Below are 20,444 nucleotides of genomic sequence, written 5' to 3' on the forward strand. Positions count from 1 at the left end.
CTGCAGAAGCCGTTTGGTTTGAATTCGTATGTATCGGGCACAAAGCCCATCAAATGATAGGATCAAGCCTCACGAGCCATTAGTATCGGTTAGCTTCACGCCTCACAGCGCTTCCACACCCGACCTATCAACGTCCTGGTCTCGAACGACTCTTCAGGAGGGTCTAGCCCTCAGGGAAGTCTCATCTTCAGGCGAGTTTCCCGCTTAGATGCTTTCAGCGGTTATCTCTTCCGAACTTAGCTACCCGGCGATGCCACTGGCGTGACAACCGGTACACCAGAGGTTCGTCCACTCCGGTCCTCTCGTACTAGGAGCAGCCCCCGTCAAACTTCCAACGCCCACTGCAGATAGGGACCAAACTGTCTCACGACGTTTTGAACCCAGCTCGCGTACCACTTTAAATGGCGAACAGCCATACCCTTGGGACCGGCTACAGCCCCAGGATGTGATGAGCCGACATCGAGGTGCCAAACTCCGCCGTCGATGTGAACTCTTGGGCGGAATCAGCCTGTTATCCCCGGAGTACCTTTTATCCGTTGAGCGATGGCCCTTCCATTCAGAACCACCGGATCACTATGTCCTGCTTTCGCACCTGCTCGACTTGTCGGTCTCGCAGTTAAGCCACCTTTTGCCATTGCACTATCAGCACGATTTCCGACCGTACCTAGGTGACCTTCGAACTCCTCCGTTACACTTTGGGAGGAGACCGCCCCAGTCAAACTGCCTACCATGCACTGTCCCCGATCCGGATCACGGACCTAGGTTAGAACCTCAAACACACCAGGGTGGTATTTCAAGGACGGCTCCACGCAAACTAGCGTTCACGCTTCATAGCCTCCCACCTATCCTACACAAGTCTGTTCAAAGTCCCATGCAAAGCTACAGTAAAGGTTCACGGGGTCTTTCCGTCTAGCAGCGGGTAGATTGCATCTTCACAAACATTTCAACTTCGCTGAGTCTCAGGAGGAGACAGTGTGGCCATCGTTACGCCATTCGTGCGGGTCGGAACTTACCCGACAAGGAATTTCGCTACCTTAGGACCGTTATAGTTACGGCCGCCGTTTACCGGGGCTTCGATCAAGAGCTTGCACCCCATCACTTAACCTTCCGGCACCGGGCAGGCGTCACACCGTATACGTCCACTTTCGTGTTGGCACAGTGCTGTGTTTTTGATAAACAGTCGCAGCCACCGATTCTCTGCGACCTCTCAAAGCTTCGGACGCGAAGTCCTACACCCTAAGAGGCATACCTTCTCCCGAAGTTACGGTATCAATTTGCCGAGTTCCTTCTCCTGAGTTCTCTCAAGCACCTTAGAATTTTCTTCCTGCCCACCTGTGTCGGTTTGCGGTACGGTTCTCATACAGCTGAAGCTTAGAGGCTTTTCCTGGAAGCAGGGTATCAGTCACTTCAGGTCCGTAGACCCTCGTTATCACTTCTCGGCGTTAACGAACACGTGGATTTGCCTGCGTGTCCCGCCTACCAGCTTGAACCAACTATTCCAACAGTTGGCTGACCTAACCTTCTCCGTCCCCCCATCGCACTGTATGAAAGTACTGGAATGTTAACCAGTTTCCCATCGACTACGCATTTCTGCCTCGCCTTAGGGGCCGACTCACCCTACGCCGATGAACGTTGCGTAGGAAACCTTGGGCTTTCGGTGAGCGGGCTTTTCACCCGCTTTATCGCTACTCATGTCAGCATTCGCACTTCTGATATCTCCAGCATGCCTTTCGACACACCTTCACAGACCTACAGAACGCTCCCCTACCACTTGCACTCGCGTGCAAATCCGCAGCTTCGGTTATCAGTTTGAGCCCCGTTACATCTTCCGCGCAGGACGACTCGACCAGTGAGCTATTACGCTTTCTTTAAATGATGGCTGCTTCTAAGCCAACATCCTGGCTGTCTGGGCCTTCCCACTTCGTTTACCACTTAACTGATCATTTGGGACCTTAGCTGGCGGTCTGGGTTGTTTCCCTCTTGACGATGGACGTTAGCACCCACCGTCTGTCTCCCATGCTTGCACTTTCCGGTATTCAGAGTTTGCCATGGGTTGGTAAGTCGCAATGACCCCCTAGCCATAACAGTGCTTTACCCCCGGAAGTGATACATGAGGCACTACCTAAATAGTTTTCGGGGAGAACCAGCTATCTCCGAGTTTGTTTAGCCTTTCACCCCTATCCACAGCTCATCCCCTAATTTTGCAACATTAGTGGGTTCGGACCTCCAGTGCGTGTTACCGCACCTTCATCCTGGCCATGGATAGATCACTCGGTTTCGGGTCTACGCCCAGCAACTGAAGCGCCCTATTCGGACTCGCTTTCGCTACGCCTCCCCTATTCGGTTAAGCTCGCTACTGAACGTAAGTCGCTGACCCATTATACAAAAGGTACGCAGTCACCCCTTGCGAGGCTCCCACTGTTTGTATGCATCCGGTTTCAGGTTCTATTTCACTCCCCTCCCGGGGTTCTTTTCGCCTTTCCCTCACGGTACTGGTTCACTATCGGTCGATCATGAGTATTTAGCCTTGGAGGATGGTCCCCCCATCTTCAGACAGGATTTCTCGTGTCCCGCCCTACTTGTCGTACGCTCAGTGCCACCATTCAGTTTTCGTGTACGGGGCTATCACCCACTATGGCGAGCCTTTCCAGACTCTTCCACTAACTCAACGGCTAAAACGTACAGGCTCTTCCATTTTCGCTCACCACTACTCACGGAATCTCGGTTGATTTCTTTTCCTGCGGGTACTTAGATGTTTCAGTTCTCCGCGTTCGCTCTACCCACCCTATGTGTTCAGGTGGGAGTGACCCCTAAGGGCCGGGTTTCCCCATTCGGACATCGCGGGATCAAAGCTCTATTGCCAGCTCCCCCGCGCTTTTCGCAGGCTTACACGTCCTTCATCGCCTATGATCGCCAAGGCATCCACCAGATGCACTTACTCGCTTGACCCTATCATTTCAAGGGCCTTGCGCACTCGCCTTGCCGATACCTCTACCGGCAAAACGTCGATACATACAATTACCCAAAGTTGAATCCAAACGAGGATGAAACCATCCTGGCTCAGAATCAATTTTGTATTCGGCTTCTTCAGTTTGTTAAAGATCAATGCGTTTGAAACGCTAATCACAAGACCCCTCAGGCCCTCTGATTACCATTCCACTCGCTGAACAACCGATAGGCTGTGAGTACCAGGATCGACTTTCTCTAGAAAGGAGGTGATCCAGCCGCAGGTTCCCCTACGGCTACCTTGTTACGACTTCACCCCAGTCATGAAGCATACCGTGGTAAGCGGCCTCCTTGCGGTTAGCCTACCCACTTCTGGTATCCCCCACTCCCATGGTGTGACGGGCGGTGTGTACAAGACCCGGGAACGTATTCACCGCAGCATGCTGATCTGCGATTACTAGCGATTCCGACTTCACGCACTCGAGTTGCAGAGTGCGATCCGGACTACGATCGGTTTTTTGAGATTGGCTCCACCTCGCGGCTTCGCGACCCTCTGTACCGACCATTGTATGACGTGTGAAGCCCTGCTCATAAGGGCCATGAGGACTTGACGTCATCCCCACCTTCCTCCGGTTTGTCACCGGCAGTCTCATTAGAGTGCCCAACTTAATGATGGCAACTAATGACAAGGGTTGCGCTCGTTGCGGGACTTAACCCAACATCTCACGACACGAGCTGACGACAGCCATGCAGCACCTGTGTTACCGCTCCCTTTCGGGCACACCCAAATCTCTTCGGGCTTCGGTACATGTCAAGAGCAGGTAAGGTTTTTCGCGTTGCATCGAATTAATCCACATCATCCACCGCTTGTGCGGGTCCCCGTCAATTCCTTTGAGTTTTAACCTTGCGGCCGTACTCCCCAGGCGGTCAACTTCTCGCGTTAGCTACGCTACCAAGGATTCAAACCCCCAACAGCTAGTTGACATCGTTTAGGGCGTGGACTACCAGGGTATCTAATCCTGTTTGCTCCCCACGCTTTCGTGCATGAGCGTCAGTGTCATCCCAGGGGGCTGCCTTCGCCATCGGTATTCCTCCACATCTCTACGCATTTCACTGCTACACGTGGAATTCTACCCCCCTCTGACGCACTCTAGCCTTGCAGTCTCCAATGCCGTTCCCAGGTTAAGCCCGGGGCTTTCACATCAGACTTGCAAAACCGCCTGCGCACGCTTTACGCCCAGTAATTCCGATTAACGCTTGCACCCTACGTATTACCGCGGCTGCTGGCACGTAGTTAGCCGGTGCTTATTCTTCAGGTACTCTCATCCCCGCTCATTATTCACAAGCAGGATTTGCTCCCTGACAAAAGTCCTTTACAACCCGAAGGCCTTCTTCAGACACGCGGCATGGCTGGATCAGGGTTGCCCCCATTGTCCAAAATTCCCCACTGCTGCCTCCCGTAGGAGTCTGGGCCGTGTCTCAGTCCCAGTGTGGCGGATCATCCTCTCAGACCCGCTACTGATCGTCGCCTTGGTGGGCCTTTACCCCACCAACTAGCTAATCAGACGTCGGCCGCTCGAATAACGCGAGGCCCGAAGGTCCCCCGCTTTCCTCCTCAGAGCGTATGCGGTATTAGCACAACTTTCGCTGCGTTATCCCCCATTACTCGGCACGTTCCGACGCATTACTCACCCGTTCGCCACTCGCCACCAGGAGCAAGCTCCCGTGCTGCCGTTCGACTTGCATGTGTAAAGCATGCCGCCAGCGTTCAATCTGAGCCAGGATCAAACTCTTCAGTTCAATCTCTATGCTTTTCGTACTATCTGGCACGCAAGGACTTCAAAAGAACCCCGTAAGGTTTTTTTCTGTCTCTTGCAGTGCAAGTGTCGGTCTCTCCCGGCACTCACACCTATCGGTTGTTCGTTTTGTTAAAGAGCGGTGCTGCGTTGTTGCTGCAGCGAGGAGGCGAACTATACCGGCCGGACGCAGGGTCGTCAACACCCTTTCTGACAAAAAACGGTAACTTTACGCTAAGCCACTGAAGAAAAAGGCAATAAAAAAAACGGCGGGCTGCGCCCGCCGTTGATCTCTTTCTCCGTCCTACTTGCTGCCCCGCTTGCTGCGTGGTTTGGCAGCCGGTTTTCCTGCCGCCGGCGCGCTGCCACTGGCCGGCCGCTCCTGCACCAGCTGGAAGTCGATCTTCGAACTTTCCAGATCCGCGCGCACTACCTTGACCGTCAGCGGATCGCCCAGCTGATAGCGCATGCCGCTCTTCTCGCCCACGATGGCCTGAATGTCCTTGCGGAAGTGGAAGTAGTCCTTGCCCAGCTCGGAGATGTGCACCAGCCCCTCGACATAGACATCATCCAGCAGGACAAACACCCCGAAGCTGGTGACGGCATTGATCTTGCCCTTGAATACCTCGCCGACCTTGTCGCGCATGTAATAGGTCTTGAGCCAGGACTCGACATCGCGACTGGCATCATCGGCACGCCGCTCGGTCATCGAGCAATGCTCGCCCAGCACCGGCCATTTGCCTGGCTTGTAAGTCTCGCTGCGCAGGATGGCCTTGATGGTTCGATGCACCAGCAGGTCGGGATAACGACGGATTGGCGAGGTGAAGTGGGTATAGGCCTCATAAGCCAGACCGAAGTGGCCGGCATTGTCCGGGGTATAGACGGCCTGCTGCATGGAGCGCAGCAACATGGTCTGCAGCATCAGGGCATCCGGCCGGCTGCGGATCTTGTCGGCCAGGTCGGCATAGTCCTTGGCACTGGGCTTTTCGCCGCCGCCCAGTGTCAGGCCGGCCAGACGCAGATAGGACTGCAGGTTTTCCAGACGATCAGCAGTCGGACCTTCATGCACGCGATACAGACATTTGTGCTTGTGCTCGCGGATGAATTCGGCGGCACAGACGTTGGCGGCCAGCATGCATTCTTCAATCAGTCGGTGGGCATGATTGCGCACCACCGGGACGATGCGGTCGATCTTGCCGTTGTCGTTGAAGATCATCTGGGTTTCGGTGGTATCAAAGTCGATGGCGCCACGCTTCTCCCGTGCAGCCAGCAGCACCTGGAACAGCTCATACAGCGTCTGCAGCTGATCCATCAGCGGCGTCGTTCCGCCCTCGCTCAGCCAGGACCAGACCTGGTTATAGGTCAGGCGAGCGCGCGAACGCATCACGGCCGGGTAGAAACGGTAGCTCTTGACCTGACCCTTGGCATTGACCTGCATGTCGCACACCATGCACAGGCGCTCGACATCCGGATTCAGCGAACAGATGCCATTGGACAGTGCCTCGGGCAGCATGGGGATCACCCGGCGCGGGAAATACACCGAGGTGCCCCGCTCGTAGGCGTCATGATCCAGCGCATCGCCCGGCTGGACATAGTGACTGACATCGGCAATCGCCACCACCAGACGGAAACCCTTGCCGACGCGCTCGGCATACACGGCGTCATCGAAGTCACGCGCGGTTTCACCATCAATGGTGACCAGCGGCAGGTCGCGCAGATCGACACGGTCTTTCAGATCCAGCTTGCGCACCTTGGCGGGCGTCTTTTTCGCCTGGGCCTCGGCGGCGTCGCTGAACCGATGGGGCAGCGCGTGCTTGCGCAGGGCAATTTCGATTTCCATGCCCGGGTCGGCGTAATCGCCAAGGATCTCCAGCACCCGGCCAATGGCCTGACGATGGCTGTCCGGCTGCACCAGGATTTCTGCCATCACCACCTGACCGTGCCGGGCCTTGCCCTCTCCCCCCTGCTCGATCAGGATATCCTGGTTAATGCGACGGTCCTCCGCCACCACAAACCAGACTCCCCGTTCTGCATAGATACGTCCGACCACCTGATTGACGGCCCGGTCCAGCACCTCGGCAACACTGCCCTCGGTACGACCGCGGCGATCCGTACCGGTAATGCGCACCATGACCCGGTCGCCATGCAGGACCTTGTGCATTTCGCGTTCGGACAGGAAGATATCTTCCCCCTCCCCGTCCTCCGGCACGGCAAAGCCGTAACCGTCACGATGCCCCATGACCTTGCACTTCACCAGATCCAGCTTTTTGGAAATACAGACCGCACCCTTGCGGTTGATGATGATCTGACCCGCGCGCTCCATGGCGCCCAGGCGACGATCAAAGAACTCCCGCTCCGAGCGATGGATCGACAACATCTGCGCCAGCTCGTCGGGAAACAGCGGCACCCCCTGCTCGGCAAGAATGGAGAGCAGATACTCACGACTCGGCAAGGGATTGGAATATTTGAGTTTTTCGCGTTCAAGATAAGGATCTTGCTGGCGAAGCGTCGGCGTTTTGGATTTTTTTTGTTTCGCGACCATTGACATCCTCTGTAAGGTCAATATAATTCGCACTTCGTTGCAGCGCGAGTCGCTGCGATGATACAGCATAAGCAAGCCCAGGTGGCGGAATTGGTAGACGCACTAGGTTCAGGTCCTAGCGGTGGCAACACTGTGGAAGTTCGAGTCTTCTCCTGGGCACCAGCTGATTATAATCGCCGGTGCCGTGCTGTAGGAAAATTTAGGTATGCCCAGGTGGCGGAATTGGTAGACGCACTAGGTTCAGGTCCTAGCGGTGGCAACACTGTGGAAGTTCGAGTCTTCTCCTGGGCACCAAATCAAAACAACCCGCATTCGCGGGTTTTTTGTTGCCCGCCGTTTTTGCATCCGGCAGATTGCCTTTTCCCCATCGCTGATTCATCCTCGCTGCATTGTCTTGCGGAGGTTCCATCATGCCCACCCCCCCTACCCTGAATGTCGCGCTCTCCGGCTATGGTTATGCCGGCAAAACCTTTCACGCTCCCCTGATCAGCGCCACGCCCGGCCTGACCCTGCACACGATTGTCAGCCGCCGCGAACAGGAGGTGAAGGCAGAGCGTCCGGGCAGCCAGGTCGTCCCGCATCTCGAGCAGGCACTGCATGACCCGGCCATTGATCTGGTGGTGATCGCCAGCCCGAACGAACTGCATTTCCCCCAGGCGCGTGCTGCCCTGCTGGCCGGCAAACATGTCGTGGTAGACAAACCCTTCACCACCACGCTGGACGAAGCATTGCGCCTGCATGCCCTGGCCGGCGAGACACAACGTCTGTTGTCGGTCTTCCACAACCGCCGCTGGGATTCGGACTTCCTGGCCCTGCGCACCCTTCTCGAGCAGGACACACTCGGACGCATCAGCCGCTTCGAGTCACGCTTCGACCGCTATCGCCCCCAGACCCGCCAGCGCTGGCGCGAGGAGGACCGCCCGGGCGCGGGCCTGTGGTATGACCTCGGCGCCCATCTGGTCGATCAGGCGATCCATTTGTTCGGGCTGCCGCTGGCTGTACACGGCATGTTGCTGCGCCAGAGAGAAGGGGCTCAGGTGGATGACTGCTTCGATGTCCGGTTGCGTTATCCGGATTTCGTTGCCAGCCTGCAGGCAGGCTGCCTGGTGCCGGGAGGTTCGCCGCGCCTGACGGTGCACGGCAGCAGGGCCAGCTATGTGAAATATGGGATGGATACCCAGGAGGCCGCCCTGAAACAGGGCCAGACACCGGACAGCGAGTCCTTCGGGGTCGACGGGCAAACTGCCCTGCTGTGGCAGGCGGATGGCGACAGCGCGAGCGAAACCCGTCTGACCACGCCCAGAGGTCGCTACGTCGACTATTACACCGCCGTGCGCCAGGCCATCCTCGGCCATGGCCCGAATCCGGTCACGGCACTCGAGGCGGCACAGGTCATTCAGGTCATCGAGGCGGTACAGGTCAGCCAGCGCGAGGGGCGGGAAGTCACCCTGGACACCTTCTGATGGTTTCAGCCGACGGCAGGATGCTGAAAGACCTGACGCAGATAAGCCAGAAAGGTTTCATCGCTGCACAGCGTCTTGCCCGGCGCGTCCGAGAGCTTGGCCACCGGCTGGTCATTACAGTTGACCAGCTTCATCACAATATTGAGCGGTTCCAGCCCGAGATCATTGGTCAGGTGGGTTCCGATGCCAAAAGCCACCTGAATGCGGCCGGCGAAATGTGCATGTAGCGCCAGTGCCGCCTCCACGGTCAGACCATCCGAGAACACCAGACGCTTGGTCATGGGATTGATGCGCAGCTTGCGGTAATGGGCAATCGCCTTTTCGCCCCATTCGTAGGGATCACCCGAGTCATGGCGCAGCCCGTCGAACAGCTTGGCAAAGTAGAGATCGAAGTCCGCCAGGAAGGCGTCCATGCCCACCACATCGGTCAGGGCAATGCCCAAATCACCACGAAACTCATGCACCCAGCCCTCCAGGGCAGCTTTCTGGAAGTCGCGCAGACGACTGCCGAAGGCCTGATGCGCCTGCAGATACTCATGGGCCATGGTGCCAATCGGCACCAGCCCGAAGCGCATGGCCTGATAGACATTCGAGGTCCCCTTGAATGCCTGGGGCAGCGCCTTCTGCAGGGTCTCGACCACTTCATCGTGCCAGCGTGCACTATAGCGCCGCCGCAGACCAAAATCGGAAAAGGCAAAGCTGGCGGCATCGCCCTGTGCATCCAGCGACGGACGCAGCCGTGCAATCTTGTCCGCCAGGCGTTGCCGCCCCTGCGCGAGAATGGCTGACTCCCGGCCGCGACTCAGACGGCGGAAATACAGCTCGTTGACGATATACAGCACGAAGATTTCAAAACCCATGACATGCACCAGCGGGCCACGGGCACGAATCATCAGCGACTCTCCTTCCACCCCGGTTTCAATGAAGCGGCGCTGAAAGCGGAACACATTGAGAAAATCGACGAAATCGCTCTTCAGGTAACGCAGCGTGCTGAGGTAGTCCAGCTCCTGCTGGGTAAACAGCATATTGCACAGATGATCCAGCTCCCGGTCCAGCTCGGCCTTCAGCTCGGTCAGCGGGTAGTGCGGATGGTTGCGACAGACGAACGCATACTCGGCCGTCGCACCAGGATGCTGGTGCAACAGGGCCTGCCACATGGTGAACTTGTACAGATCATTTTCCAGCAAGCTGCGTACAACGAATTGCGATGACATCGAGGTCTCCAGATCCATGGGGCTGCCAGCGCAATTTATCATGCGAGACGGGTTGACACCATACTAGCTTATAGGTATAGTGACCCTCCTCGGTTGCAGACATGTCTGCACCAGGCCCAGGTGGCGGAATTGGTAGACGCACTAGGTTCAGGTCCTAGCGGTGGCAACACTGTGGAAGTTCGAGTCTTCTCCTGGGCACCAGATTACAAAAACCCGTTGAGCACGCTCAACGGGTTTTTTCATTTCGGGGTCAGGTCTTTCATTGTGCATGCGGAATGCAAAATGAAAGACCTGACCCCGTCCGAAAAAAAACCCCGATGCTGGCATCGGGGTTTTTTGTCTCTGCCGGTCTTACAGACCGAACGGATGACGCAATACAATGGTTTCTTCGCGATCCGGACCGGTCGAGATGATGTCGACCGGCGCCTCGCAGATCGCTTCGATGCGCTGGAGGTAGGCGCGGGCATTGGCCGGCAGGTCTTCCCAGCGCTTGATGCCCACGGTGGATTCGCTCCAGCCCGGCAGCGTTTCGTAGATCGGCTCGCATGCCGCCACGGCATCGGCGCCAACCGGGAAAATGTCGATCTTCTCACCGTTGAGCAGGTAGCCCACGCACAGGTTGATGGTTTCCAGACCGTCCATGACATCCAGCTTGGTGACACACAGGCCGGAAACACCGTTGATCTGAATGGAGCGCTTGAGCAGTGCCGCATCGAACCAGCCGCAACGACGCGGGCGACCGGTCACCGAGCCGAACTCATTGCCACGCTTGGCCAGGAATTCACCCACGTCATTTTCCTGCTCGGTCGGGAACGGACCTGAGCCGACGCGGGTGGTGTAACCCTTGACGATGCCCAGCACGTAGTTGAGCATCTGCGGCGCCACACCGGCACCCGGGGCAGCCGCCCCGGCGACGCAGTTGGAGGAGGTCACGTACGGATAGGTACCGTGATCAATGTCCAGCAGCGTGCCCTGCGCGCCTTCGAACAGCAGCGGCTTGCCGGCTTTGTTCATTTCGTACAGGGTACGCGAGACATCGGCCACCATCGGCTTCAGCCGTTCGGCCAGTTGCATGATGGTGTTGTACACCGTGTCGAAATCCACGGCATCGGTCTTGTAGAGCTGGGTCAGCTGGAAGTTGTAGAATGCCAGGTTCTCACGCAGCTTGTCGGCAAAGCGGGCCGGGTCGAACAGGTCGCCGACGCGCAGGGCACGACGAGCCACCTTGTCTTCGTAGGCCGGGCCGATACCACGACCGGTCGTGCCGATCTTGCTGGCGCCCTTGGCGGCTTCGCGAGCCTGATCCAGTGCGATGTGGTACGGCAGAATCAGCGGGCAGGCTTCGGCAATCTTCAGGCGGCCGGAGACGCTGACGCCAGCGGCTTCCAGCTCGTCGATTTCCTTGAACAGGGCTTCCGGCGACAGCACCACGCCGTTACCGATGAAGCACTCGACACCGGCACGCAGAATACCGGACGGAATCAGGCGCAATACGGTCTTTTTACCATTGACGACCAGGGTATGACCGGCATTGTGACCACCCTGAAAACGCACCACGCCCTGAGCGTGATCGGTCAGCCAGTCAACGATCTTGCCCTTGCCTTCATCACCCCACTGGGTACCAATCACGACAACGTTCTTGGACATAGGAAAGAATCCTTCTCTCTGTCTTGCTACAAAAATCAGTCAAACGGCACAACCTGCCAGCCTGCGGGACCGGCGATCAATTCACGATCGCAGTTCAGCGCGGCGGCAGATTCGCCAAGGTAATCAATCATCACGACTTCACCAGCCTTGCGCAGCGAGGCGATCTCGGCCGCCGCGGCATCCGCCACCCGGGCCGCCACACGAATGCCACTGGCACTGCTGCGCTCCGGCAGAATGCGCAACAGATCGCGCAAATCCAGGCTGAAACCGGTTGCCGGACGTGCCCGTCCGAAGCGACGGCCGACATTGTCGTAGCGGCCGCCACGCGCCAGCTCGTCGGGCCAGCCCGGGGCATAGATCGCAAACATCAGACCGGTGTGATAGGCCGTACCACGCAGCTCGGTCAGATCGAAACTGATCTCGACCCGATCCTGCAGGGCATTGGCGATCGACTGCAGCTGGCCCAATGCCAGGTCCACCTCGGGAATCGACGGCAGACGGCTGCGCGCCCGATCGAGGATGGCACGCGGGCCATACAGTTCCGGCAAGGCCACAAAGGCACTGCGGTACGGCTCGGCCACGCTCTGCACCAGCAGGGCGACCCCGGCCGCATCCTTGCTGCGCAGGGCAGCGAAGACTTCACGGGTCAGTTCGGCCCCCAGTCCGGCGGCTGCGGCCAGGCCGCGGAAAATCGCGATATTGCCGATATCCAGCCTGGGCTGTTGCACGCCGACCAGATCCAGCGTATCGAGTGCCAGCCGGATAATTTCCAGGTCCGCCTCGATGCCGGCGAAGCCATACAGTTCGGCGCCGACCTGCAGCGGCTCGCGCGAACTCATCAGGCCGGCGGGACGTGCGTGCACCACACTGCCGGCATAACACAGACGGGTCACCCCGGTGCGTTCCGCCAGCAGGTGGGCGTCGATGCGGGCGACTTGCGGGGTAATGTCGGCGCGCAAGCCCATCTGGCGACCGGACAAATGGTCGTCGAGCTTGAAGGTTTTCATTTCCAGCGAGTCGTCACCTTCCGCTACCAGTGAATCGATGTACTCGATCATTGGCGGCAGCACCAACTCATAGCCCGCCGTACGGAACAGCTCCAGCATGGAAGACTTGGCAGTCTCCAGCTGGCGCGCGGTCGCCGGCAGAATATCGGCAATGTATTCGGGTAACAGCCAGTTTCGCATAGTGATCTGAAACACAATAAAAGGCGGGACGCTGGGACCCGCCTTGTTTGCCGGGACGCACGACGACCTGGGGTCTGACGTGGCGGTACCGGGAATGAATGTCTGGTTGCAGCCAACCCTGGATGAGGGTTTATTGGCCTGAGCCGGCAACGACAAGCGTCGCGGCTTCTGTGAATGACGTGGACGCAAAAACGTCCACGCTCTTCAGGCAGTATTCTACGCGCATCTCGCAGAATATGCTCATATAAAAACAAAACATTACTGCCAGGACAGATCTTCGTCCTGTGTTTCGCCGGCCATTTCTGCCGGTGCAAAGCGCTCTGCCAGGGCGGTACGCAGCAAATCCAGACCGGCGCCGGTCAGCGCCGAAACGCGCACAGCGACCGGCAAACCGTCCGCATCCCGCTCTATACCGGGCTCCTGGCCCTTCAGATCGATCTTGTTCCAGACGATCAGCTGCGGTACATCGGCGGCACCAATTTCCTGCAGCACCTTGTCGACTTCTTCGATTTGCATGTCGCGCATCGGATTGGCAGCGTCTACAACATGCAACAACATGTCAGCCTGAACCGTTTCTTCCAGGGTGGCACGGAAGGCGGCAACCAGGGTGTGGGGCAGATTGCGGATGAAGCCGACAGTATCGGACAGCACCAGCGACAGCTCGGGATTCAGGTACAGCTTGCGACTGGTGGTATCCAGTGTGGCAAACAGCTGGTCAGCCGCGTAGCTGCGCGCCTTGGTCAGGCTGTTGAACAGTGTCGACTTGCCGGCATTGGTATAACCGACAATGGACAGCGAGGCGATGCCGGAGCGCTGACGCCCGCGACGCTGGGTATGGCGCTGACGTTCAACATGCTTCAGACGATCCTTGAGCAGCTTGACGCGATTGCCCAGCAAGCGACGGTCGGTTTCCAGCTGGGTTTCACCCGGTCCGCGCAGGCCAATCCCCCCCTTCTGACGTTCAAGGTGGGTCCAGCCGCGCACCAGGCGCGTTGCCAGGTGCGACAGCTGAGCCAGTTCGACCTGCAACTTGCCCTCGTGGCTGCGTGCCCGCTGGGCAAAGATGTCCAGAATCAGGCTGGTACGATCAATCACGCGGCACTGCAACTGGCGTTCGAGGTTACGTTCCTGGGCCGGCGACAACTGATGGTTGAAGATCACCACGTTGGCAGCACAGCTGCGCACCACGGCAGCGATCTCCTCGACCTTGCCCTTGCCGGCGAACAGCGCGGCATCGGGGCGCTGCCGCTTGGCGGTCACGGTCTCGGCCACTTCCACGCCTGCACTGGTGACCAGCTCCACACACTCGGCAACATCCTCGGCAAAATCCGGCGTGCCAAAATCCAGACACACCAGAACAGCCCTGTCACCCACTTCCGGACGATCAAACACGTTCAACTTGCCTTCTGACAATTAAAAAGGGCCAACGCCACACTCCCTGCGGAGTACGGAGCGCCGGCCCCAGGCCTGGAGAGGAAGATTACTCTTCGCTCTGATCCAGTTTCTGTGCAGTGTAATGCTCGTGCGGGATGTTCACCGGACGGGCAGGCACCACAGTGGAGATGGCATGCTTGTACACCATCTGCGTCACGGTGTTCTTCAGCAGAACCACATACTGATCAAAAGACTCAATCTGCCCCTGCAGCTTGATACCATTTACCAGATAGATGGAAACCGGGACATGTTCCTTGCGCAGAGTATTCAGGAACGGGTCTTGTAACATTTGCCCTTTTGAGCTCATTCGTTATTCTCCGAAACGTCGATTGTTTTAATGATTGACTGCCAAGCCCGGCTACACGCTTACGTTTTAGCAGAAATCATACCAGTGTACTATTTTTTCACGTCTTTCATACGCTTATCGCGCGCCTTCTTTTCTGCCACCTTGGTTTTGTACTTTGCCAACGGGGACAGCTTGGGCTTGTGCTTGGCATCTTCCTTGTCGAAAGGATTGTCGCCGGTCTTGTACTGCACGCGCAGCGGGGTGCCCTGCAGTTTGAACACCTTGCGGAAGGTATGTTCCAGATAGCGGGTATAACTATCGGGGACATGCTCCAGCGCATTGCCATGCACGACGATGATCGGCGGATTCATGCCACCCTGATGGGCATAGCGCATCTTCGGCCGCACAGGTCCGACTCGCGGCGGCGCCTGTCGTTCAATCGCCACTTCCAGCACCCGGGTCAGTTTCGGCGTGGCCAGCTTGGCCATCGCTGCCTGATAGGCTTCGTCGATCGACTTGAACAGATCGGCGATGCCCCGCCCTTCCAGCGCAGAAATATGGTGGAACTTGGCAAAATCGAGAAAGGTCAGCTTGCGGGCGATATCCCGCTTGATCTGCTCTTTCTTTTCATTGTCCAGGTGATCCCACTTGTTGACGGCGACAACCAGGGCACGGCCGGCTTCAAGCGCAAAACCGGCGATGGTGGCATCGTGTTCGGAGATATCCTGCTGGGCATCCAGCACCAGCACGGCCACGTTGGCATCTTCGATGGCCTTCATGGTCTTGATGACCGAGAACTTCTCGACCGCCTCATTGATCTTGGTGCGCCGGCGCACACCAGCGGTATCAATGATGGTGTAGTTGCGGCCAGATCGCTCGAAATCAATATAAATACTGTCGCGCGTGGTCCCCGGATGGTCGAAGGCAATGACCCGCTCTTCACCGAGAATGGCGTTCACCAGGGTCGACTTGCCCACATTCGGGCGACCGATCACGGCAAATTTCGGGTGGCGGGTGTTCTCTTCCTCGACCTCGTCGGGGAAGGGTTCGAGCACGCGGTCCATCAGTTCGCGCACCCCGTCACCATGGGCCGAAGAAATAGCCCAGGGCTCGCCCAGCGCCAGCTCATGGAACTCGGCAGTGGCAATCGCCTGATTGACCCCTTCCGCCTTGTTGACCACCAGATGAACCGGACGGTCCAGCTGACGCAGGCGGTTGGCGATGATCTTGTCCTGCGGCGTGACGCCGGTACGGCCATCCACCAGGAAAACGACGGCGTCGGCTTCATCGACGGCCTGCAGGGTCTGCTTGGCCATCTCGAACAGAATGCCCTCGTCGACCACGGGCTCGAAGCCACCGGTATCGATCACGAGATAGGGTTTGCCGCCGACGCGGCCATGGCCATAGTGGCGATCACGGGTCAGACCCGGCTGATCGGCCACCAGGGCATCACGGCTGCGCGTCAGCCGGTTGAACAGGGTCGATTTGCCGACATTCGGGCGGCCGACCAAAGCAACGGTTGGTTTCATCTAGAACTGCATTATCCAAGTGACAGCATCACCAGGCGGCCATTCGGTCCCTTGACCAGAGCCGATGTGCCCAGCGATACGGGTTGCGCGGTCTGGCCGTCGGTACCGGTACCGACACGACCGACGATACTGCCGCTCTCGTTGGACAGCAGGTGCGCATAGCCTTGCGCATCCACCACCAGCACGAAGCGACCCAGCATGGCCGGACCAGACAAACCACGGAATTTGAGCGCATCCTGTTTCCAGACATTGCGCCCCGTCTGGCGATCGAACGCCAGCACCGAATCATTTTCATCGGTGACGTAAACATTTTGAGCGTCCAGCGCAATCGCGCGGCTGGACGATACTTCGCGTGCCCAGACCAGATTGCCGCTGCGCGAATCGAAGCAGGCCACACGCCCCTGATAAGCAACGGCGCAAACCTGCTGATCGGCGAACTGCGGCCGGCTGACCACATCGGTCACGCGCTCCAGTTCGGTCGCCCCCTTCGGCGAGGCAACGACGCCCTCCCAGAGCACATTGCCGTTTTGCGCGGCGATGACCTGCATCTTGCCGCCGGACAGACCGGCCAGCAGCACATCCGACCCCGCCACGGCGGTGAGCGAGCCGGTATTGCGCACCAGCAGTTCGCCCTGGAAGTGCGGCAGCGACCACAACTGCTTGCCGTCACTGATCTGGAAACCGCTGATACGGTCGTCGTTGGTACGCACCACGGCCACCGAACCGCTCACGACCGGTGCCTCCAGGGTGACACTGGTCAGACGTTGCTGCCACAGGGTCTTGCCGCTGGCACGATCCACCGCCAGCAGGAAACCATCGCTCGTCCCCAGCAACACGGTATTGCCGGCCACACCCGGTCCGGCCGACAGCTCGCGCTTCAGGCCCAGACGGTTGCTCTGGCGACCGGTATCGGCATTGTAGATGCGCAGCTCGCCCTGCGGATCGGCCACCAGGACTTCCCCGCGGTCATAGGTCGGCAGGAAGCTGCCCGGTACGCCGGCAGAAGCCGACTCCGACCAGTTGACCTTCAGCGCCTGAACCTGCTGAATCGCCGCCAGCGGCGTCGGCTCGGGACGCGACGAAGACTGGAACCAGCTGGCGCAACCGCCGAGCATGGATGTGGACAACAATACCAACAGCAGACGTTGACGCATCAATCAGCCTCCCAGGGCATCGAGTTTGGTCTGGATATAATCGTGATTCGGGGCATCGTTGCCCAGCTTGGCCAGGGCGGCCTTGTAGGCGTCGCGCGCCGCAGCCTTGTCGCCCTTGAGCGAGAACACATCGCCCTTGGCATCGAAGAACAGCGCATCAAAGGCGGCATCGTGCGGCTGGTTCAGCTGAACAATTGCTGCATCGTATTGCTTTTGATCCATCAGCACACTGGCCAGACGCAACTGCGCCAGGGCCACCAGCGACGGCTCCTTGGCATGAGTGGCAGCCCAGCTCAGTTGCTCGCTGGCATAGGCCAGATCATGCTTGTCGAAGCCTGCCTTGGCCGCCATCAGGGCAGCGCGGGCGGCATAGGGCGAAGCAGGATAATCCGCCTCGATGCTGGCAGTACCACGCTTGATGGCGGCCAGATCCTGCGCCCCTGCAGCCTGCTCCACCGTCGCGTAGATGGCGGCCGATGCTTCGATCTGCCGCGACTGGTAGAGGTTGTAAGCCTTGTAGCCGAGATAGCCGACAGCCAGGCAGCCGACGCCGGCGACAATCCATTTTCCCCACTGATTCCAGAATACTTTCAGCGAATCAATCTGTTCCTGTTCCTGCAAGTCGAACGCCATTGCGTCCCTCCCCTCAAACTTTGAACGCAGCGATGGCTGCCGCCACCTCTGCACAGGCCACGGTCACTTGCTCGGCCTCGTGGCGCAACGGCTTCACGATAGCCAGACCACTGGCGATTTCGTTCTCTCCGACGATCACGGCACACAGTGCACCGCAACCATCGGCCTTTTTCATTTGCGACTTGAAACTGCCCTCGCCCAGATGCTGCATCACCGACAGACCGGCGGCACGCAACTGCTTGGCCAGCTTCATGGCATACAACGGGGCGCCTTCGCCCTGCTGCACCAGATAGACGTCGACACCCGGCTGCGCCGGAATCAGCCCCTTCTCCTGCAGCAGCAACAGTACGCGCTCCATGCCCATGCCGAAGCCGATCCCCGGCGTCGGCTTGCCACCGAGCTCTTCGACCAGGCCATCGTAGCGGCCACCGGCGCAGACAGTACCCTGAGCGCCCAGCTCACTGGTCACCCACTCGAACACCGACAGGTTGTAGTAATCCAGCCCACGCACCAGACGCGGATTTTCCACGTAGCGGATGCCCACCGCATCGAGCATGGCCTTCCAGCCATCATAGTGCGCCCGGGAGTCCGCACCGAGGTAGTCGGTCAAACGCGGCGCGGCATCGCAGATGGCCTGCAGCGCCGGGTTCTTGGTATCCAGTACACGCAGCGGATTGGTGTAAAGACGCCGCTTGCCATCTTCATCCAGCTGGTCGACATACTGCTCGAGATAGGCGATCAGGGCCGTGCGGTGGGCACTGCGCTCTTCGCGATTTCCCAGGGTATTGATCTGCAGCTCGACAAAATCGGCAATGCCGAGACGCTGCCACAGGTCCGCGGTCATCAGCAGGATTTCGGCATCGATATCCGGCCCCGGGAAGCCCAGCACCTCGACACCGGTCTGATGAAACTGACGGTAACGTCCCTTCTGCGGACGCTCGTGGCGGAACATCGGGCCGGCATACCACAGACGCTGGGTGGCATTGTAAAGCAGGTTGTGCTCGACGGCGGCACGCAGCACGCTGGCCGTGCCTTCCGGACGCAGGGTCAGGCTTTCGCCATTCAGACTGTCGGTAAAGGTATACATTTCCTTTTCGACAATATCCGTCACCTCGCCGATCGAGCGCACGAACAGCGGCGTGGTTTCGAGCATCGGCGTACGGATATGCTGATAGCCATAGTCACTCAGCAGCTTGCGCAGGACGGATTCAAGATACAGCCATTGCGGAGAGTCGCTTGGCAGTACGTCGTTCATGCCGCGTACCGCCTGGATTTTTTGAGCCATGTTATTCAGTCTTTTCCATTCACTACCGGAGCCTCGCGGCTCACAATTGCCTGATCGGGATCGTCTTGCCGGACGGGGCGACGGCACGGCGGCTGCCACCTTCTCCGAAGCGTGACTGCACATATTGTTCGACGATGCGGGTAAACGCCTCGGCGATATTATCCCCCTTGAGCGTGACGTCCTTCTGGCCATCCACATACACCGGGGCCACCGGCACCTCGCCGGTTCCCGGCAGGGAAATGCCGATATCCGCCAGTTTGGACTCACCCGGTCCGTTGACCACGCAGCCCATCACCGCCACCTTCATTTCCTCCACCCCCGGATACTGCAGACGCCATACCGGCATCTGGGCGCGCAGATATTGCTGGATCTGCTCGGCCAGCTCCTGGAACAGCGTGCTGGTGGTGCGGCCACAACCCGGACAGGCGGTGACCAGCGGGGTAAACGAGCGCAGCCCCATGGTCTGCAGCAGCTCTTGCGCCACCACCACCTCGCGGGTGCGGGACTCGCCCGGCGCCGGCGTCAGGGAAATGCGAATGGTGTCACCGATCCCCTCCTGCAGCAGCACGCCCAGCGCCGCGCTCGATGCGACCACCCCCTTGGTTCCCATGCCCGCCTCGGTCAGGCCGAGATGCAGCGGGAAATCACAACGTCCGGCCAGATCACGGTAAACCCGGATCAGGTCCTGGACATGGCTGACCTTGCACGACAGCAGAATCTTGTCGGCCGACAAGCCGAGATCAATGGCCTTCTCGGCACTTTCCAGCGCCGAGACGATCAAGGCCTCGCGCATCACCTGATCCGCCGGCAGCGGCTGGCTCAGACGATTGTTGGCATCCATCAGGCGGGTAGCCAGTGCGGCATCCAGACTGCCCCAGTTCACGCCGATACGCACCGGTTTGTCGTATTCAATCGCCGTGCGAATCATGTAGGCAAACTTGTCGTCACCCTTGGCACCCTTGCCCACATTGCCCGGATTGATACGGTACTTGGCCAGCGCGCGCGCGCAGTCGGGGTGATCGCGCAGCAGCCGCTCGCCATTGAAATGAAAATCGCCGACCAGCGGCACATTGCATCCCAGATCATCCAGCCGCTGGCGAATTTCTGCCACGGCAGCCGCCGCCTCGGGCGAATTGACGGTAATGCGTACGATCTCCGAGCCGGCCTCGGCCAGTTCGAACACCTGCTGCGCGGTAGCTCGGGCATCCGCGGTATCGGTATTGGTCATCGACTGCACCACGACCGGCGCATCGGAGCCAACAAGAACATGCCCCACCCGTACCTGACGAGTGGGGCGGCGAGCAATGCTCACGCTATCCATAACAAAC

At 58.8% G+C, this 20,444-nt stretch carries 12 protein-coding genes, 3 tRNA genes and 2 rRNA genes; 4 read left to right on the forward strand and 13 right to left on the reverse strand.

Going from position 1 to position 20,444, the window contains the following annotated elements; all coding sequences use genetic code 11:
• Positions 1–58: 58 nt before the first annotated feature.
• The 3 genes from JNO51_RS11170 to rnr all read right to left on the reverse strand — a co-directional run bounded on the left by JNO51_RS11170 (position 59) and on the right by rnr (position 7,290).
• Positions 59–2,949 (reverse strand): 23S ribosomal RNA (locus tag JNO51_RS11170).
• A 259-nt stretch (positions 2,950–3,208) separates the two neighbouring features.
• Positions 3,209–4,746: ribosomal RNA gene (locus tag JNO51_RS11175) — 16S ribosomal RNA — on the reverse strand.
• Together the 16S and 23S rRNA genes form the textbook arrangement of a ribosomal RNA operon.
• 300 nt (positions 4,747–5,046) lie before the next feature.
• The gene (gene rnr, locus JNO51_RS11180; protein ID WP_215777126.1) at positions 5,047–7,290 is read right to left on the reverse strand and encodes a ribonuclease R; all 2,244 of its coding nucleotides are present in this window, start codon (positions 7,288–7,290) and stop codon (positions 5,047–5,049) included.
• A 69-nt stretch (positions 7,291–7,359) separates the two neighbouring features.
• On the opposite strand from rnr, the gene JNO51_RS11185 reads away from it, so the two are divergent.
• The 3 genes from JNO51_RS11185 (at position 7,360) to JNO51_RS11195 (ending at position 8,747) form a co-directional block, all read left to right on the forward strand.
• A tRNA-Leu gene (locus JNO51_RS11185) sits at positions 7,360–7,446 on the forward strand.
• Positions 7,447–7,491: 45 nt separating this feature from the next.
• Positions 7,492–7,578 (forward strand) — tRNA-Leu (locus tag JNO51_RS11190).
• Positions 7,579–7,694: 116 nt separating this feature from the next.
• On the forward strand, positions 7,695–8,747 hold the full coding sequence (locus JNO51_RS11195) for an oxidoreductase (RefSeq protein WP_215777128.1): 1,053 nt from the start codon (positions 7,695–7,697) through the stop codon (positions 8,745–8,747).
• Positions 8,748–8,752: 5 nt separating this feature from the next.
• On the opposite strand, the gene pncB is transcribed toward JNO51_RS11195, so the two are convergent.
• Positions 8,753–9,961 carry a nicotinate phosphoribosyltransferase gene (pncB, locus tag JNO51_RS11200; RefSeq protein ID WP_215777131.1) on the reverse strand — a complete coding sequence of 403 codons (1,209 nt, stop codon included), beginning with the start codon at positions 9,959–9,961 and terminating at the stop codon, positions 8,753–8,755.
• Between the two features lie 114 nt (positions 9,962–10,075).
• On the opposite strand from pncB, the gene JNO51_RS11205 reads away from it, so the two are divergent.
• A tRNA-Leu gene (locus tag JNO51_RS11205) sits at positions 10,076–10,162 on the forward strand.
• A 150-nt stretch (positions 10,163–10,312) separates the two neighbouring features.
• On the opposite strand, the gene JNO51_RS11210 is transcribed toward JNO51_RS11205, so the two are convergent.
• The 9 genes from JNO51_RS11210 to ispG form a co-directional block, all read right to left on the reverse strand.
• On the reverse strand, positions 10,313–11,608 hold the full coding sequence (locus JNO51_RS11210; RefSeq protein WP_215777134.1) for an adenylosuccinate synthase: 1,296 nt from the start codon (positions 11,606–11,608) through the stop codon (positions 10,313–10,315).
• Between the two features lie 35 nt (positions 11,609–11,643).
• A complete protein-coding gene (locus tag JNO51_RS11215; protein ID WP_215777139.1) occupies positions 11,644–12,795 on the reverse strand; it encodes an ATP phosphoribosyltransferase regulatory subunit in 1,152 nt (383 codons plus the stop codon).
• A 258-nt stretch (positions 12,796–13,053) separates the two neighbouring features.
• On the reverse strand, positions 13,054–14,187 hold the full coding sequence (gene hflX / locus JNO51_RS11220) for a ribosome rescue GTPase HflX (RefSeq protein WP_215777143.1): 1,134 nt from the start codon (positions 14,185–14,187) through the stop codon (positions 13,054–13,056).
• Positions 14,188–14,275: 88 nt separating this feature from the next.
• Entirely contained in the window at positions 14,276–14,536 is a 261-nt protein-coding gene (gene hfq / locus JNO51_RS11225) for an RNA chaperone Hfq (protein ID WP_215777148.1), read from the reverse strand.
• Between the two features lie 89 nt (positions 14,537–14,625).
• Positions 14,626–16,044, reverse strand: a complete 1,419-nt coding sequence (der, locus tag JNO51_RS11230) for a ribosome biogenesis GTPase Der (RefSeq protein WP_215777152.1) — start codon at positions 16,042–16,044, stop codon at positions 14,626–14,628.
• A gap of 11 nt (positions 16,045–16,055) precedes the next feature.
• Positions 16,056–17,198: an outer membrane protein assembly factor BamB gene (gene bamB / locus JNO51_RS11235; RefSeq protein ID WP_215777156.1), complete on the reverse strand. Its 1,143-nt coding sequence runs from the start codon at positions 17,196–17,198 to the stop codon at positions 16,056–16,058.
• 3 nt (positions 17,199–17,201) lie between these two features.
• Positions 17,202–17,831 (reverse strand): tetratricopeptide repeat protein, encoded by a 630-nt coding sequence (locus JNO51_RS11240; protein ID WP_215777160.1) that lies wholly within the window; start codon positions 17,829–17,831, stop codon positions 17,202–17,204.
• A 13-nt stretch (positions 17,832–17,844) separates the two neighbouring features.
• On the reverse strand, positions 17,845–19,116 hold the full coding sequence (gene hisS, locus JNO51_RS11245; RefSeq protein ID WP_215777164.1) for a histidine--tRNA ligase: 1,272 nt from the start codon (positions 19,114–19,116) through the stop codon (positions 17,845–17,847).
• Positions 19,117–19,156: 40 nt separating this feature from the next.
• Positions 19,157–20,437: a flavodoxin-dependent (E)-4-hydroxy-3-methylbut-2-enyl-diphosphate synthase gene (gene ispG, locus JNO51_RS11250; protein ID WP_215777167.1), complete on the reverse strand. Its 1,281-nt coding sequence runs from the start codon at positions 20,435–20,437 to the stop codon at positions 19,157–19,159.
• Positions 20,438–20,444 lie beyond the last annotated feature (7 nt).

It is taken from the genome of Paludibacterium sp. B53371, from assembly GCF_018802765.1.
Taxonomy (GTDB): domain Bacteria; phylum Pseudomonadota; class Gammaproteobacteria; order Burkholderiales; family Chromobacteriaceae; genus Paludibacterium.

What these genes read in the sequence shown, in the direction of transcription:
- JNO51_RS11240 (WP_215777160.1), bottom strand. Translation starts at nt 17,831, where the DNA reads ATGGCGTTCGACTTGCAGGAACAGGAACAGATTGATTCGCTGAAAGTA.
- der (WP_215777152.1), bottom strand. Translation starts at nt 16,044, where the DNA reads ATGAAACCAACCGTTGCTTTGGTCGGCCGCCCGAATGTCGGCAAATCG.
- JNO51_RS11215 (WP_215777139.1), bottom strand. Translation starts at nt 12,795, where the DNA reads ATGCGAAACTGGCTGTTACCCGAATACATTGCCGATATTCTGCCGGCG.
- rnr (WP_215777126.1), bottom strand. Translation starts at nt 7,290, where the DNA reads ATGTCAATGGTCGCGAAACAAAAAAAATCCAAAACGCCGACGCTTCGC.
- hisS (WP_215777164.1), bottom strand. Translation starts at nt 19,116, where the DNA reads ATGGCTCAAAAAATCCAGGCGGTACGCGGCATGAACGACGTACTGCCA.
- JNO51_RS11195 (WP_215777128.1), top strand. Translation starts at nt 7,695, where the DNA reads ATGCCCACCCCCCCTACCCTGAATGTCGCGCTCTCCGGCTATGGTTAT.
- pncB (WP_215777131.1), bottom strand. Translation starts at nt 9,961, where the DNA reads ATGTCATCGCAATTCGTTGTACGCAGCTTGCTGGAAAATGATCTGTAC.
- hfq (WP_215777148.1), bottom strand. Translation starts at nt 14,536, where the DNA reads ATGAGCTCAAAAGGGCAAATGTTACAAGACCCGTTCCTGAATACTCTG.
- JNO51_RS11210 (WP_215777134.1), bottom strand. Translation starts at nt 11,608, where the DNA reads ATGTCCAAGAACGTTGTCGTGATTGGTACCCAGTGGGGTGATGAAGGC.
- bamB (WP_215777156.1), bottom strand. Translation starts at nt 17,198, where the DNA reads ATGCGTCAACGTCTGCTGTTGGTATTGTTGTCCACATCCATGCTCGGC.
- ispG (WP_215777167.1), bottom strand. Translation starts at nt 20,437, where the DNA reads ATGGATAGCGTGAGCATTGCTCGCCGCCCCACTCGTCAGGTACGGGTG.